The sequence below is a fragment of the Deinococcus hopiensis KR-140 genome (assembly GCF_900176165.1).
In the GTDB taxonomy this organism is placed as follows: Bacteria; Deinococcota; Deinococci; order Deinococcales; family Deinococcaceae; genus Deinococcus; species Deinococcus hopiensis.
In genome coordinates, this window is record NZ_FWWU01000006.1 from 316238 (window position 1) to 331975 (window position 15738).

The window sequence follows — 15738 nt, forward strand, 5'->3', positions numbered from 1 at the left end:
ATGCCGAACAGCTGCCCTAACAGCATGTGAATTCTGCTTGCGCTAAATGTACATAGTCTTCAAGATAATCACTTAAAGCTAGGCTAGGAATCGTGCTGATTATTTACAATACTCAGTTACTTCTTGTATAGGTTAAACGGTGTATTTCTATCAATTCTAATGATGTATTTTCCGCATCTGTCGTATCTATGAAGAATGACAACTCCGTTCTTAAATTCAACAGTGCGATTTCCATGATTATCATTCCAGGCATCTTTGATCTCTCCACAATTAACACGATCTCTAATAGCGTACTTTCTTATATAACTGGCATTTCTGTTCACATCAATGGTCAATAGGTAGAAGAGTCTGGGGTCCTTATAGCAGGAGGAATACCCCTCAGCATCTAGCATTCCTTGTGTGTCCATCGAATTAACCCCACTGTTAGGACATTCTAGACCAATAGGCTGCGGGAGGGCATAAATAATGGAATCGGCCTTACCTAGGGCATAGAAATCATACCTTATTTCGACCCCTTCTCCATTAACAAGATTCAAATAATGTAGTCCATCTATGTAAGTAAACGCCCCACTGCAAGCAGAATAATATTCTATCAAACCGTATTTAGAGTGCTCCAATGTAGGAGTGAGTGGATTGGTGCAAGTGGTATGTTCAATCTTATTCTTCCAAATGATTCTACCTGTTTTGGAGTCGAGTCTATATGCATATCCCTTGACTGGTCCGATATCCGGAATAGAGTCCTGGGTATACAGATAAAGACCCGTTACATCTTCTCGCTCTGCCGAAACTAACATAGAAGTTCCAAAAGACCTAGACCAAATTAATTTTCCGTTCTGTCTCGCCTCAATAAAACTTTTATTATTATTGCTATCTGCAATGCTAAGGAAAGAGATAGTAGATATACTACCGATTTCCACGACTGAATACCTATTGTTGCCTTGATATGGATTGTTAACCTTCTGGCCTTGAGACGTTGATAGTAGACATACGAGGAAGATAAGAATCCAAACAAGAAGGCCTTTACACTTCGTTATTTCAGGGTAGCGGTTCATCATAGAAGTGAGAGTTTAGGAATAAGGATATTGTTCCGAAAAATACTAACCAAACCCTTAAAAATAGAGAAGCCTTGCTTCTGAAGTGTCGAAAGATAACTACGAATGCGGCAGAAGTTCTTCCCTCCCTTGTCAGAACGAAAGCCACCAGAAATTTTTCGCTTCACACACACCATTCGGATGTCGCGCTCGGCTTGATTATTGTCAAAGGGTACGCCTTCTTTGTGGAGAAAGTGCAACACCATGTCTCGGCGCTTCTGACATCGAAGGGCAAGGTTACGACCAGGGGACTGTTTGACTCGTCCCCGCTGCTTTGGGACTGGCTCCCCTGCGGGGTTGGAGACCAATCCTGCTTCCAGGAGTGCATCAAAGCGGACCAGAAATGCAGTTTTCTCCATTGGGGTGAGGGGAGCTACTTTGTGTTGGTGGTAGACGAGTTGCAGTGCGGCACGCAGTTCTCCCGCCCAGTCTTGGCCCAGTTGTTCGTGGAGGAAGCGCAACTCTCGCAGAAGATGGGCGTTACAGAGCGCGTGTTGCGCAGGGAGTTGGAAGTACGTGAGCCAAGCATCGTGCATCAACACCCCGCTGTATTGGGGCAGGACGCCCATCGTCTGGATGGCCGCCGACCCGCGATGCGGGTCGTGCCCGTAGAGGGTGAGTTGCTTGCTGCTGATGACATGAACCCAGGCGAGCTTGCCGCCCACCTTGCTGCCCGTCTCGTCCACGTGCAGAACGGGTTCTTCGAGCAATGCTTCCTTCAGACCCGCCTCGAATTCAGCCAATCGCTCTGTAGCGAGGTTGAGATGCAACGCGAGTGTCCCTTCACTGGGACGCTGTCCGCATAGCGTCTCGAGCACGTCGCCCACACGCTTGAATGGGAGGAACTGAGCCACATTGAGGTACACCGCCAAAGCTTGGAACCGAGGGCCGTACTGCACCTGACCACGCACGTTCCCTGGGAACGCCGCCTGTTGTCTTCCGTGACAGCGCGGACAGACCTTCACCTCGGCCTGGTACTCGGACACCTGCAACCGAACTTCTGGCAGGTCCATCACTTGCCGGGCCAGCAAGTCTTGTACTTCGACCTCGTTCCAGTGTTGCCCGCAGGCACAAGTCCCTGTTACAGGTAGCACCACCACCTTGTCGGGTGAGGCGCTCATCTTCAAGGTAGTTCCTGTGTGTCCCACTTGACCACCGGAAGAGCGAACGCCTTTCTGGCGTTCGCTCTTGGGCCTTTTCTGCCATATCTGGTCCTGACTGGGAGGTTGATGGGACGTCTCACTGGTCCGCGCGACTTGGGCTTCCAACTCGCGGATGCGCGCTTGGAGTCGTTCACAGTTTGGGCAGGTTACGTCCGAGATAGCCTCACCTTACCCCATCCCGTCACGCTACTCAGGGGCTGCTGAGTAGTCACTTTTTCAGAACGCTAGCTGACACTTTGAGTTCAGGGGTGTTCAGGACGCGGCGTGAGTGCAGACGGGGAGGTATCAGGGTCTGTGACGCTCCGGAATACCGCCCTGCTGTGCTGCACGTGGCCGCGCCCGGCGCGCCCCTCCAGGCGCGGCGTCCTCACCGGGGTCTAGCGCCCTGAAACGTCTGGCCGAAGTGCTCCTGGCGCTGCTGCAGGCCGAATCCAGCTTGTACCGTAAGATCGCGCTTCACCTACCACGTGACGCGGCGGGCGGGGACGACAAGTCAGGCGCCAAGTACGCATGGGCTGGATGGGGGGGCGCGTGGGGATTCGGGTTCATCGGTGATGAAATTACAGGCTGACCCGAGCGGACGTGCAACGCTGCGCCGCAGAAGGGACAGGAAAAACGGTGACACAGAGGCGTGGAATCACCGAAGCGGAGCGGACTTGCAAAGCTGGGCAGCAGGGGGGACGGAACGAATGATCCGGAAAGCGCATCAACCCCTACTCCCGGCGGTAGGCATCAAGGTGGAGTCCTGCCGCGTCGTATTTACCCCACCACGTCCTGGTGGCGCAGAAGTCCCCCGCCGTTGGGCAGGGGACTCCTCTGAGCAGGGGGGGACGCCCGGCCGCGTCTGAATCTGGGGTGTGCCCCGGCGGATTAGCGGAAGCTGCTGAAGGTGGCCTTCGCCGAATCCACCACCAGGCCGAGGCGGCAACCGCGCAGCTCGTTGCTGGCGATGTACAGGCGTCCTGTAACTTTCGCGCTGTTGGGCTGGGTACCCGCCGTCACGACATTGAACGTCAGGAGGCCGTTGTCCATGCTGACCTTCAGGTCGGCCGGTTGCATGCTCTGGACGGTATAGGTGTCGTCGTTCGCCTTTTGCAGGTTCAGGGTGAAGTCGCCGAAGGAGGCCGTGGCCTTGGCGGCCGAGCCCACCTCAGAGAGTTCCACCCGCAGGGCCCGCACCTGAAGCGCAACGGTATTGGGCGGCGTGCAGTTTCCGCTCCGGCGGACCTGTTTGATGGACAACGTGAGGGAAACGTCGTTGGGCTTGATGCCCAGAGGGATCTCAACAGGCGTGTTGTTGAATTCTTTGGTGAAGTTGATGCCGCCGCCGATGGCCTGCTCGGTGATCAGCTCCTCGCTCGTAATCTCCACCCCGTTGAGGCCCGCCGCATTGTCCACAGTCTGTGGCGGAATGGCTCCGCCCACCAAACTGCCACATCCTGCCAGCAGCAGCGAACCTAGGACACCCATTCCCAGCGCCTGTACAGCCTTTTTCATAAGCCGTCCCCCTTATGCCTTGTGTGTTGTTGCATTGTACAACACCCAGGCTGCTTATGTCTCCTAAGTCACACTTGCAGGTTCCTCTCCTTTAGGCTGCCGAATCATCCGAATGCGCAGCTCCTCGGTCAGCGGTTGCGGGAGCAGCCGGCCTACTGACAGGGGACCTTCTAAAGAAACGCCGTCACTGGGCAGGAATGCCCGAACATCCTGCCGCCATAGCCTCCGTGTCCTTGCCCAGCCTCCGCTGTACATCGCGTTCGCCCTGGAGGTCGGGCAGCTCTGCACGGATGACGCCGTCAACCAAGTCCTCGGCGTCTGAACCACGTGGAAATGCACCTGAAACCCACTGAAGGTCCCACCCAGAAGCCCTCCTGCCCTCCTTGCACGCCGCCGCCCGGTACCCGCCCCACCGAGCGCAAGGCGCGAATTGCCCAGCCCCTGGGAGAACCACATGGCCGATGCAGTCGCCAAGGTGTGGCGTCGTTGAGCCATTTGGCCGCACGGCGAGGTCATCGACCACCAGCGAGGCGCGCCGCTTCAGAACGTCACGGGGACCGTCTGGCCAGGCGGGCAAGACGCGTTCCGGCGGACTGGAAAAAAGGAAGTCCGCGCCTGGGTGCGTGGCGTCTCGGTCGGGCAACACCCGTCAACCACCTTGGTCCGCGCCCGGTAGGATCAGGATCCCGGTTCATCCGTGATGCAGTCACGGGCCACCCCGAGCGGACGTGCAACGCTGCGCCGCAGAAGGGGGCAGGAAAAACGGTGACGCAGAGGCGTGGAAGCACCGGAGCAGATGGAGCGGATAATCCGCAAACCGTATCACCCCTGGAACGGTCACGCCTGGGCGCTGGAGAACGAGACGGCCGTGACGCACGCTGCCCCATTGCGACGTTCATGCCTGATGCCCGGAGGTTCGTGGGGGTGCCGGCTTGATCCTCCGTCTTCCCGTGTTGCCCTCGAGTCGCCCATTTGGGAAGGCGTCCTTAAGATCCAACCTGTACACTGAAGGAGCTTCCTCCGTTTCCCCACTGCACCAGGAGCCTGCGCCATGACTCAACAGTCCCCTTCCCGTATTCCCCCCCAGCATGCCTTGACGCGGAATGTCTTGCGGGCTATCCATAGCACACCGCAGCTGAATAAGACCCTGCTCCAGACGCAGTTGGACGTTCTTCTGGAGGGCTTCAATCCTGAGCGGCCCGAACACCAGCAAGCGGTGCAATCTGCATTGACGATCATCCGGACAGTCGCGGTTCAAGAGGGCGTGATCCGAACTGCCGAGCAGCTCGCGGTGCTAGAGACGGATCTGCGTTTGCTCGGTCTGGTTCAGGAACTCCTGATCGACGCGAAGGAAACCCCGGTCTTGATCTGACGGGAGCAACCCCCACGACTTCTTTAGGGAATTCCACCTCGCCCCCAAGGGGATGCTTGCTCCGGGAAGGCTGATCAGAGAGAGCAGCACACCGGACCTCCCAAACCTGAGCAATAAACTCAGCGCATGTCCGCTTTGACCGTACCGGATGCCCGTTACAAAGCGAGCTTTCTGCAAGCTGTGCGCGAGGCGCAGTCCAGAGGAAGTGGTCTGCGCGACACACTGGCTTGGAATCTCGCCGAGGTGGAAGCCGATTTCGAAGGGTTGGTTCGGAGGACCGCCGCCTGGAACCACCTCAAGCCATTCCAGAAGGATTTGTACCATCCGAAACCCGGTGGCTGGTCGAGGGGGACAGGTATCTGGGACAGGTCAAGGTCCGCCATACGCTCAACCCCGAGCTGTTGCAACTGGGAGGACACGTGGGCTATGAAGTCCGGCCTTCCGCGCAGGGACAAGGACACGGAAAACGCCTGCTCGCCCTGGGGTTGGAACAGCTGCGGGAGCTCGGCGTCGCTCGCGTCCTGGTCACCTGTGATGTGGAAAACCACCGTTCACGGAACGTGATCGAGGCGAACGGAGGCAAACTCGAGGGTGAGTTTGTGCTGGACTTCTACGAAAAGCCCATTTGCCGCTACTGGATTGAGCAAATTTCCTGCACTCCTTAGATCAACGTCAAGGGCAACTCCCGACTTGATACCGACTGCTAGGAAAACTTGCAGAAGCGGATTTTCTCCTGTGACCCGGTCCGGGCAAACATCTTTGGGGTGGACACCACCTTCACACGCTTTCGTACTCTTCTTTTGACTACCTAGCACGAATAGATAGCGTAGTTTTTGGAGGTCGTCTACAGGGGTTGACCGTTTGCCGAACCTGATGTTGTGTGTACCCTGCCGTGCCAGCACGAACTCTCCAATGGGCATACACTGGCTCCTGTGCCTCACTGGATAGCTTGCTGTCACGGGCGTTAGAGCATTTGTCATAATAAAGGAATGAAGCCAGTCGGGGGTCGAGGATACAGTCTGGATTTGCGAGAACGAGTGGTGGCGGCGGTAGAGGGCGGACAGAGCCGGCAAGAAGTCGCCCGGTTGTACCGAATGCGCGTCGAAACCGTTGATACATATCTGGAAAAGCAGCGCTTGGGAACACTCCACGAAGTGGGTCGGTCTTCTGGACGTCCTCCACGTGTCACCCTCCTCCACGAACAGCAACTGTTGAAGCAACTCGAAACGCATCGGGACGCGACCTTGGTCGAGCATGCTCGCATGCTCGAAGAAGCGACAGGATTAAAGGTCAGTTTTAAAACAGTGGACCGGGTGTTTCGCAAGCACCACATCACCCATAAAAAAAACGCTGGTCGCGAGCGAACGAAGTGAAGAGCACAGACGGCAGTTTCTAAATGATCTGGCTCCCTATCTCACGCATCCGGAACAATTGGTCTTCCTGGACGAGCGTGGTTTTCATACAGCAATGACACGTGGTTACGCCCGTGCTCACCGTTCTGAGCGCGCTCAGGGCCATGTTCCCAGGGATCACGGACGCAATCAGACGTTGATTTGCGCCCGACAACTTACGGGACCCATGGTCCCGTTCGTCCTGACTGGGGCGGTCCATGGTTTAGCGTTCGAATGGTACGTCCGCCACCTGCTCTGTCCTGCCTTACAGCCAGGACAGGTCGTTGTCATGGACAATCTGTCCTCTCATCATCGAGCCTCTGTTCGCGTGATTATTGAGGCACAGGGTGTCAGCTCTTGTTCCTTCCGCCCTATGGTCCCGACTTGGGTCCCATTGAACTGATGTTCTCCAAGATCAAAGCCGTCGTAAGAGCAAAGGCTTGTCGAACCATCGGCAGTCTCATCTCTACTCTTGGAACTGCTTTGCAGGCGGTTTGCGCACAGGACATTACTGCTTGGTTCCGGCACGCCTACCCTTCGGCATCCTTATGATAAATGCTCCAAATAACGCAATGCGAGTCTTGAGAAATGCCGCAACCGTCTGGCTTTCATGTTGCCGACGTTCTGAAGCATGCAATCGATTTTGATCCTGGGTCAGCGCTTCGCACAACGCCGTGCGTTCACGGACGAGTTGCTTGAGTTCCTGCAGTGCGGTGCTGGGGGGTGACCAGGGTTTCGGCCGCATCCGTAGCGCCGTACAGGGCAATGACCGCCGCGTCCATTTTGTCTGTCTTGCTCCGCTTGAGTTTGGTGCGGGCGAAGTATTTGATGCTGGTGGGGTTCACCACGCTGACAGTGCAGCCAGCATGGAACAGGACATTCGCGCACTTCTCCCAGTACACGCCCGTAGCCTCCATCACCACATGGAGTTCCGTTGGCGTCACGTCGTGTTGTTGGGCCCACTGCAGGAGGCGCTCGAATCCGGTGGGCGTGTTTGGAAGATCCTGAAGGGACTGTCCCAGGTCGTCGTTGATCTGTAAGTGGGCGTAGAGAGGATCTTTTCCGATGTCCAGGCCGAGGGCAAACATCAAAACCTCCTGGAGAAAGGCGTAGGCAGGTCAAACTCTCTCGGCACTGGCTCTTATGGTGCAGGCTTGGTGGCCTTTGATAGCGTTCAGTCTTCGAGAAGAGCGCCCGAGCCGGTCCTGACTATTCGACGGTCTTGCTGGACCTGGGGTTGACCCGGGCTTGACAGCTCGGACTGGCCTGGCAGTCTCCATTCTGATCAGGAATGGACCCAGACGTACTACATAAGGGTTGTTGTGCTGCGCAGTTACCGCATCTACACAGCTGCAGCCATGCCTTCGGGCCCGTTCTCCTTTCCAGCGCCGCTTATAGCGGCGTAATGCCCGTCCATCCTGCGTCTTTTTCTACCGGATCTTGCACGCCAGCGCTCCGTTCTGCCTACATCGGCTGCCATAGCGCCTATTCCCCTAAAGCCACCTCCAGCGGCTGCAGGCGTACCGGGAATGCGCGCTATGGCGGAGTGTGGAATGCGCCACCTGGGTGATGTGGTCAGGAGGGCGAGAGAGCACCATAGGGACAACCGGGGGCGAGTGTGCCGACTGGTAAGGAGGAGAACACCGTGCATCCCTACGTCCAGAACGACCGAGCTCAAGAACTGCAGGCGGAAGCCCAACGTCGCCGCGAGGCCAAGGCCGCCCGTGCCGAGGGACAGGAGCGTGACCGCTTCAACCTGGCCTACCTGCTGTCCTTCGTGCGTCAGGCCCGCCTCACGTGATCCACCGGCCTCACGCCACCACCGAAGCGCCCGACCGCCCCTCCAGTTCAGGAGGGGCAAGTTCATTCTCGTATTTTTCCCTGGGGTGGTTCGGTGCACCGATCAGGGCCGGAATCCCACGCGCCTCGTCCCCTTGATCCGGCGCTGCGAGCAGCGCTTCAGCCGCTGTCCGTCACCTTCAAGACGGACAGCCTCCGCCTGGTTCCGGAAGACGTCTGTGCTGAAGAGGGCGTGCAGCTGGACTGCACGCCCGCGCAGGACGTGACGCTGACTTGGCGCTGGCCGTGGATGGGGCATGTTCATCAAGGGGTAGCGGCTGTTTCCCGGGAGCTCCAACCAGGTGGTCGGGGCCTTCGCGGCCTTGATGTACCGTCTCCATGACTCCAGGGCACTGCTGTGGCTGGACGTCATCAGCAGCACCGGGCTTGCGCAGGGAGGGCTCCTCCCTGCGCAAGCCCACCGTCCAGGTTGGCCGCTGCGCGGCACCTGATAAGCATTCCGGTCATTCGTGATGAAAGAACTGGATTCACCCGGGCGGAGGGGACGGATGATCCGGAAACCGTATGGGTCGTCACTGGCCTTCAGGAGACCAGCATCGTCCGGAGAGGCTCCAGGCAGAGGGCCAGCGTTGACGTTCCACCTTGAATTCAGGGTTTTGGGAAGGTCTTCTCCCAGTGTGCCGTGACGTGTACGCGCTGTCCCACCTCGATTCCCTGAAGGTGGCCTTTCGGCGCGTGAATTTCCAGGGTTCCCGGCAGGTCTGTCCGCCGGACCTCCACCCGCGCTTCTGGTCCCACGATGTGGATGCGCGTCACCTGCGCGGGAAGACTGCCCTCACGCCCCTGCGTGCTCACAGTGAGGTCATGTGGGCGAACCAGGGTCTGCTCGCGCTCCGTCTCGCGCAGCACGTTGGCTTTGCCCAGAAAGCGGTACGTGAAAGGGGTAGCGGGGTGATCGTAGACGCTTTCCGGAGGCCCTTCCTGCTCGATTCGCCCCTGGTTGAAGACGACGATGCGGTCGGCGATTTCCATGGCCTCGGCCTGGTCGTGCGTCACGAAGACGCTGGTGAGGTGGATCTCGTCGTGCAGTTGGCGCAGCCAGTCGCGCAGTTCCTGCCTCACCGCCGCGTCGAGGGCCCCGAAGGGTTCGTCCAGCAGCAGGACCCGCGGCTCCACGGCCAGTGCCCGGGCGAGGGCCACCCGTTGACGCTGCCCACCACTGAGTTGCGCTGGATAACGGGTGGCGGCCCAGTCCAGTTGAACCAGACGCAGCAGGTGCATGACCTTCTCGCGGACCACCGCCTTGGGAAGACGGGCTGCACCCCGCTTGACGTGGAGCCCAAAGGCGACGTTCTCGAACACGCTCATGTGCTTGAACAGGGCGTAGTGTTGAAACACGAAGCCGATCCCGCGCTCTCCTGGACCCGCGTGCGTCACGTCCTGCCCCGCCAGGTGAACCCGACCCGCGTCGGGGAACTCAAGCCCGGCGATGACCCGGAGCAAGGTGGTTTTGCCGCTGCCACTGGGGCCGAGCAGGGCGACCAGTTGGCCGTCCGGCACCTGAAGGGTCACGTCCGACAGGGCGGTGAACGTTCCGAACCGTTTGCTGATGTGCTGAATATCGATGCTCATAGGTCTCTTCCCGTACGAACTTCAATCAGGGTTTTCAGGCCCAGGGTGACCAAAGCAAAAAGGGCGAGGAGGGACGCGACGGCGAACGCCGCCACGGTCTGGTATTCGTTGTAGAGGATTTCCACGTGCAGCGGCAGGGTATTGGTCAGGCCGCGGATCTTCCCGGAGACGACGGAGACCGCTCCAAACTCTCCCAGCGCACGGGCGTTACACATGATGATTCCGTACAGCAGCGCCCAGCGGATGTTGGGAAGGGTGACCCGCGTGAAGGTCTGCCAGCCACCCGCGCCGAGGGTGAGGGCCGCTTCCTCATCGTCCCGGCCCTGCGCCTGCATGACGGGAATAAGCTCGCGCGCGACGTACGCAAAGGTCACGAAGGTCGTGGCCAGAATGATGCCCGCCGGGGCAAAGATGATCTTCAGGCTGTGCGCTTCGAGCCAGGGGCCGAGCCAGCCCTGCCGCCCGAACAGGAGGACGTACACCAGACCTGAGATGACGGGCGAGACCGCCAGCGGCAGGTCAATCAGGGTCAGCAGCAGGCTACGGCCTGGAAAATCGAATTTTGCGGTGGCCCACGCGGCACTCACCCCGAAGACGGTATTGAGCGGAACGGCGATCAGGACCGTGAGCAGGGAGAGGCGGACGGCGGCGAGCGCGTCCGGCGTCTCCAGGGCCTGCAGGTAGGGCGTCAGGCCGCTGTGCAGGGCCGTCACAAAGACCAAGGCGAGCGGCAACAGCAGCAGCAACCCCACCAGCAGCAGGGTCAGCCCGCACATCAGGACGGGCCAGAGGCGGGCGCCCAGGGAACGGGAGGGCGGCCGCCTCACCGGGCGCCCCGCTGACCCAGCCGGGCCTGCACCGCATTCGCCGAGAGCAGCAGCACCACCGAAACCACGAGCATGGCGACGGCGACGGCCGCTGCACCGGCGTAGTCGTACTGCTCGAGCTTGCCGACAATCAGGAGGGGCGCGATCTCGGTTTTGAAGGGCAGGTTGCCGCTGATAAACACCACCGATCCGTATTCGCCGATGGTGCGCGCCAGGGCCAACGTAAAGCCGCTGAGCAGGGCGGGGAACAGCGCGGGGAGAATCACGCGGAAAAAAGTCTGCGCCGGCGTGGCCCCCAGACTCAGCGCCGCTTCCTCGGGCTCACGTCCCATATCCTCCAGCACCGGTTGCAGGCTGCGGACCACAAAGGGAAGACCGATGAACACGAGGGCGATCACAATCCCCAGCGGCGTGTAGGCCGCCCGGACACCCACTGCCCCCAGGGGTGCCCCGACCCAACCGTTGGGGGCCAGCAGGGTGGTGAGCGTGATACCCGCCACGGCGGTGGGCAGGGCGAAGGGCAGATCAATCAGGGCGTCAATCAGGCGGCGTCCAGGCAGCCGGTAGCGCGTCAGGGTCCAGGCGATCAGCAGGCCGGTGGGCACATTGATCAGCGAGGCCACAAGCGCGGTGGTAAACGATACGCGCAGCGCCGACAGGACGCGCGGCGTGGTGACGGCGTTGAAAAAACCTTCCAGGCCGAGACCAGCGGCCTTCAGCACCAGGGCGGCGAGGGGAATCAGAACGATCAGGCTGAGGTACAGCGCCGCGTAGCCCAACGTGAGATTCAGGCCCGGCAGGACGTGCCTGCGGGCCTGCCGAGAAGCAGGAGAGATCGTGGTCACGGTCTGGCTTAACGTCCCGTGTAGACCTGGTCGAAGACGCCACCGTCCGCGAAGAACTTCTTCTGGGCGGCCCGCCAGCCACCAAACTGCGCAATGCTAAAGAGGTTGACCTTGGGGAACTGCGCGGCGTACTTCTTGGCGACGGCCTGCGACCGTGGGCGGTAGTAGTTCTTCCCGATGATTTCCTGCCCTTCGGCGGAATACAGAAACTGCAGGTACGCTTTGGAAACCTTCTCCGTCTTGTGTTTGGCGACGTTCTTGTCCACCACGGTGACTGGCGGCTCGGCCAGGATGCTGAGGCTGGGCGCGACGATCTGGAATTTGCCCTCACCGAGTTCCCGGGTGGCGAGCAGCGCCTCATTCTCCCAGGCGATCAGCACGTCACCGATGCCGCGCTCCACAAAGGTGGTGGTGCTGCCGCGCGCGCCCGAATCCAGAACGGGGACATTCTTGAAGAGTTTGGTGACGTAGTCTTTGGCGCCCGCCTCGCCCCCGTACTTTTTCACGGCCCAGCCCCAGGCCGCCAGAAAGTTCCAGCGGGCCCCCCCACTGGTTTTTGGGTTCGGCGTGATGACCTGCACGCCAGGCTTCACCAGATCTGCCCAATCTTTAATGCCTTTGGGATTGCCCTTGCGGACGAGAAACACGATGGTGCTGGTGTAGGGACTGCTGTTGTAGGCGAGCCGTTTTTGCCAGTCTTCTGCGAGGAGCCCCTTGTCCGCGATGGCGTCGATGTCGTAGCCCAGCGCGAGGGTCACCACATCGGCTTCCAGACCGTCAATAACGCTGCGTGCCTGCGCGCCACTGCCCCCGTGGGAGTTGTTGACCTTGAGCACGTCTCCGGTCTTCGCCTGCCACTGCTTGGCAAAGGCGGCGTTGATGTCCTGGTACAACTCCCGCGTGGGATCGTAGGACACGTTGAGCAGCGAGATGTTGGCCGCACCCGCGGTACCGGTGAGGAGGGCAGCGATAAAGAGTCGTTTCACGAAAAACTCCTGAGCAAGGCGCGAGGGAGAGGACGAACAAGCGCGTGACGCTGGTCCGGAGAGGGGAGGAGGCAGCGGCAGAGCGCGGGCGCCTCCACCAGAACAGGGGAGGAGGACACGCACTGAGCGCGTCCAAGATGAGGTTGTAGGGTCATCATGGACAAAATTACAATTCTTGTCAACAACTTGTTTAAAACCCTTACAGTAGGGTCCATGCGCCTTTCCAGCCTCGACGTACATGCCTTTCAGGCCGTTGGATACCTTGCCGCGCACCCAGACCGTTGGGTCAACGCGGGAGAAATCTGTCAGCGCACAGGCCTGAGCCGGACCTTTCTGGTGCGCGTCCTGGCGTGCCTGGTAAGGGGCGAGATCGTGCTTTCCAAACGCGGTACCTCTGGGGGATACCGTTTGGCCCTGCCTGCCTCAGACATCACGCTCCGCGACGTCGTCCGCCTTCTGGAACGGCCCGTTGCCCCCCTGTCCTGCGTGAGCCTCAGCAGCCCCACACAGTGCGATCAGGCCTCTTCCTGCCGCATCCGGCGGGACGTGTACGAGGAACTGCGCCAGGCCACCCACCTGCTGCTTTCCCGCTTCACTGCGGCGGATCTGGCCCTTGACCTTCTGGCGGGCGTGACGTACGAACGCTGCTTGCAGCACCTCTGGCATCCTACGGTCGAGAGCGGCGCCGTCCTGCCGCTCGCGCTTTCCTCACCTCCCCGGCTGCAACAAAATGAGTGGTAGGCCATTGAAGTAGTTGACAACTTTTATCAACTGGTCTACGGTAACAGCAACCCGGAAACGGGCCTTATCCAGAGCGGCCGAGGGAACAGGCCCCACGACGCCGCAGCAACCAGGAGACCCTTGACGACGAGCCTTTTTCACCGCCAGACACAAGCCCCTCGGCCGGGTTACCCCTGCTGTTGTTGAACAGGTCTTGTGCGGTCGGGACTCCGCGGTGCTCTCTGCCTGCCCGAAACAGACGGGAACGATAGGACCAGGAAGCTGCCCACGGCTTTCTCCCGGAAAGGAACGCTTCATGTGCATGTTGCGATGTCGGCGTTGAGCCCAGCTGCCGGCGTGTCGTCCATTCCCCTTTCTCTGGGGCGCGACAACGGAGATTTCACGTCTGCCCAATTGCCCGGCGGCGGGGCACCCTGCCCACCACCCTGGCCAGAGGGGACGAGAACAAGACCTCTGCCCCGCGCTTGAGGGACGCCCCTCTCCCCACAGCGGTGGACACCCTGCACTTGTGGGGAAACGTTCCACGGAAGGGCGCGCTGCCACAAGCCGAGTTGGGAAAACGCCGTTAAAGCGTGGCCAGCTCCCGCTCCACCTTATGTGCTGTGAGGGCCCTGAACCTTCGGGCAGCGCAACGTCGTCTGCCCGTTGGCCACCGCCTGCGCTGCCACATTAGTTGATAGAGTTTGTAATCTTCTTGAGTTCCACCGCAGAGCAGCCCGTGTTCCGGCAGCAGCGTTGCCTTTCGCCCCCGGGCGGGCACCTGACTGGTTGTCTGCCGCCGTGACGGACAGGCCACACCTCCCAGGGGCGTGGTCTCGCGCCGCCCGGTTCCCCGGCGCGGGCAGCAACACCCCCTTTTTCTCCAGGAGAACCCGTGCGCCAGCCCCGCTTCCTCGCCCTGAGCCTCGCCGCGCTGCTTTCCAGCGCCGCCGCACAGAAGGCAGATACCCTCACCATCGCCCTTGACCAGGACCCGCCCACCCTGGACCCCAACCTCGGCAACCAGGCCTACACCTTTGGCGTCAGCGCTCAGGTCTTCGATACGCTCCTGTACCGTGATTACACGGACGGGCAACTGAAGGGCCGCCTTGCGACGGCCTGGAGACAGCTGAGTCCCGTCACCTGGCGCTTCACCCTGCGCCGTGGGGTGAAGTTTCAGGACGGCACGCCCTTCAACGCCGCTGCCGTGAAGTTCACGCTCGACCGCATCCTCGACCCGGCCTTCAAAGCGCCCAACGCCTTCCAACTGAGCGCCATCAAGGAGGTGCGCGTGGTGAACGACGATACGGTCGATATCGTAACGGGCGCGCCTTTCGCGCCGCTCGTACCGACGCTCACCCACCCCTTGACGGGCATCGTCTCTCCGACTGCCGTGAAGAAATACGGCAAGGACTTCTCGCGCCATCCGGTCGGCACCGGACCCTTCGCCTTTGACGGGTGGACTACCGGCAACACCGTGACCCTGCGCGCTTTCAAGGACTACTGGCAGGGCGCGCCCAAGATCGGCACGGTGGTGTTCCGCATCATTCCCGAATCGGCCACCCAGGTGATTGAGCTCAAGGCCGGGCGCCTCGATGTGCTGTCGAGCGTGCCTGCCGAGGCCGTCGGGGACGTGGAGAAGAGCCGGGGCGTCACGGTGAAAAAGCAGCCTGGTGCCACGCAGGTTTACCTGGGGTTTAACACGGCCCAGGGCCTCAGCAAAGACCTCAAGGTGCGTCAGGCCATTGCGGCGTCCATCGACCGGGGCGGCATTGTGAACTCGCTGCTGAAGGGCACGGCCGAAACGGGCGTCGCGCCCATCACGCCGCGCGTCTTCGGGGCCGCGAAGAACCTCAGCCCCGTCGCCTACGATCCGCAGAGGGCCCGCCGCCTGCTGCGCGAGGCCAACGTCGCGCCCGGTACGCGCCTGACCCTCATCACGCCCAACACCACCCTCTTTACCAAGCTCGCGCAGGCGGTGCAGTTCAGCGCGCAGCAAGTGGGCCTGACCGTGGACGTGCGGCCCCTGGACTTCGGCGCCTATATCTCGGCCGTGCAAAAACCCGATCACCCGGAACTCTTCATCTACTGGTGGACGCCGGTCTCACGCGACGCCGACACCGGGCTGTACGGGCGCTTCCATTCGAGCAACATTCCCCTCAACAACCACGCGGCGTACAAGAACGCCACCGTGGACCGGCTGCTCGACGAGGCCCGTGGCAGCGGCAACGCGGCGCGCCGGGTCATCCTTTACCAGCAGGCACAGCAGCAGATCAACCGCGACCTCCCGGTCCTCACGCTCGCCTACCCGTACAACATCTACGTCACCAGCGACCGCCTGGTAGGCGAGGTGCAGAACACCACCCTCGAACTCTTCCGGGCGAGCCTGAAATGAAGCCCGACGGTCCGCTGGA

Annotated in this window: 14 protein-coding genes and 2 pseudogenes; 8 read left to right on the forward strand and 8 right to left on the reverse strand. The window is 60.4% G+C overall.

Annotated elements, in window-relative coordinates; translation table 11 throughout:
- Positions 1–116 precede the first annotated feature (116 nt).
- Together B9A95_RS31825 and tnpC are read right to left on the reverse strand one after the other, a co-directional pair.
- Entirely contained in the window at positions 117–1055 is a 939-nt protein-coding gene (locus tag B9A95_RS31825; RefSeq protein WP_139806589.1) for a hypothetical protein, read from the reverse strand.
- Positions 1052–2413 (reverse strand): IS66 family transposase, encoded by a 1362-nt coding sequence (tnpC, locus tag B9A95_RS08130; protein ID WP_084046414.1) that lies wholly within the window; start codon positions 2411–2413, stop codon positions 1052–1054. The genes B9A95_RS31825 and tnpC overlap by 4 nt, the downstream gene beginning before the upstream one ends.
- 161 nt (positions 2414–2574) lie before the next feature.
- On the opposite strand from tnpC, the pseudogene B9A95_RS36930 reads away from it, so the two are divergent.
- Positions 2575–2732 (forward strand): annotated as a pseudogene (locus B9A95_RS36930) (IS4 family transposase); the annotation flags it as partial.
- Positions 2733–3124: 392 nt separating this feature from the next.
- Here the strand turns inward: B9A95_RS36930 and B9A95_RS08135 are convergent.
- Entirely contained in the window at positions 3125–3751 is a 627-nt protein-coding gene (locus tag B9A95_RS08135) for a hypothetical protein (RefSeq protein WP_084046415.1), read from the reverse strand.
- 514 nt (positions 3752–4265) lie between these two features.
- Between B9A95_RS08135 and B9A95_RS37530 the strand changes: the two genes are divergently transcribed.
- From B9A95_RS37530 to B9A95_RS08150, 4 genes and pseudogenes are all read left to right on the forward strand, one after another.
- On the forward strand, positions 4266–4427 hold the full coding sequence (locus B9A95_RS37530) for a hypothetical protein (protein WP_483863746.1): 162 nt from the start codon (positions 4266–4268) through the stop codon (positions 4425–4427).
- A 375-nt stretch (positions 4428–4802) separates the two neighbouring features.
- Positions 4803–5123: a hypothetical protein gene (locus B9A95_RS08140; RefSeq protein WP_084046416.1), complete on the forward strand. Its 321-nt coding sequence runs from the start codon at positions 4803–4805 to the stop codon at positions 5121–5123.
- Positions 5124–5350: 227 nt separating this feature from the next.
- A complete protein-coding gene (locus B9A95_RS08145) occupies positions 5351–5788 on the forward strand; it encodes a GNAT family N-acetyltransferase (RefSeq protein WP_245808192.1) in 438 nt (145 codons plus the stop codon).
- Positions 5789–6112: 324 nt separating this feature from the next.
- Positions 6113–7066, forward strand: a pseudogene (locus B9A95_RS08150) (IS630 family transposase).
- 128 nt (positions 7067–7194) lie between these two features.
- Here B9A95_RS08150 and B9A95_RS08155 read toward each other — a convergent pair.
- Positions 7195–7602, reverse strand: coding sequence for an IS110 family transposase (locus tag B9A95_RS08155; protein ID WP_084046417.1), 408 nt, complete (start codon positions 7600–7602; stop codon positions 7195–7197).
- Between the two features lie 557 nt (positions 7603–8159).
- Here B9A95_RS08155 and B9A95_RS33435 point away from each other — a divergent pair.
- Complete coding sequence (locus B9A95_RS33435) at positions 8160–8315, forward strand: hypothetical protein (protein WP_170928523.1); 156 nt, start codon at positions 8160–8162, stop codon at positions 8313–8315.
- Between the two features lie 647 nt (positions 8316–8962).
- On the opposite strand, the gene B9A95_RS08165 is transcribed toward B9A95_RS33435, so the two are convergent.
- Genes B9A95_RS08165 through B9A95_RS08180 form a run of 4 tightly spaced genes read right to left on the reverse strand, consistent with a single transcriptional unit; the run spans position 8963 to position 12604 of the window.
- Positions 8963–9946, reverse strand: coding sequence for a sulfate/molybdate ABC transporter ATP-binding protein (locus B9A95_RS08165; protein ID WP_084046419.1), 984 nt, complete (start codon positions 9944–9946; stop codon positions 8963–8965).
- Positions 9943–10773, reverse strand: coding sequence for a sulfate ABC transporter permease subunit CysW (gene cysW / locus B9A95_RS08170; protein WP_084046420.1), 831 nt, complete (start codon positions 10771–10773; stop codon positions 9943–9945). Before cysW ends, B9A95_RS08165 begins: the two co-directional genes overlap by 4 nt.
- Positions 10770–11618: a sulfate ABC transporter permease subunit CysT gene (gene cysT / locus B9A95_RS08175; RefSeq protein WP_084046421.1), complete on the reverse strand. Its 849-nt coding sequence runs from the start codon at positions 11616–11618 to the stop codon at positions 10770–10772. The genes cysW and cysT overlap by 4 nt, the downstream gene beginning before the upstream one ends.
- A gap of 8 nt (positions 11619–11626) precedes the next feature.
- Positions 11627–12604: a sulfate ABC transporter substrate-binding protein gene (locus tag B9A95_RS08180; protein WP_084046422.1), complete on the reverse strand. Its 978-nt coding sequence runs from the start codon at positions 12602–12604 to the stop codon at positions 11627–11629.
- A 213-nt stretch (positions 12605–12817) separates the two neighbouring features.
- Here B9A95_RS08180 and B9A95_RS08185 point away from each other — a divergent pair, with 213 nt between their 5' ends.
- Both B9A95_RS08185 and B9A95_RS08190 read left to right on the forward strand, forming a co-directional pair.
- Positions 12818–13345 carry an Rrf2 family transcriptional regulator gene (locus tag B9A95_RS08185; RefSeq protein WP_170928524.1) on the forward strand — a complete coding sequence of 176 codons (528 nt, stop codon included), beginning with the start codon at positions 12818–12820 and terminating at the stop codon, positions 13343–13345.
- A gap of 874 nt (positions 13346–14219) precedes the next feature.
- Positions 14220–15719: an ABC transporter substrate-binding protein gene (locus B9A95_RS08190; RefSeq protein WP_084046424.1), complete on the forward strand. Its 1500-nt coding sequence runs from the start codon at positions 14220–14222 to the stop codon at positions 15717–15719.
- Positions 15720–15738: the final 19 nt, after the last annotated feature.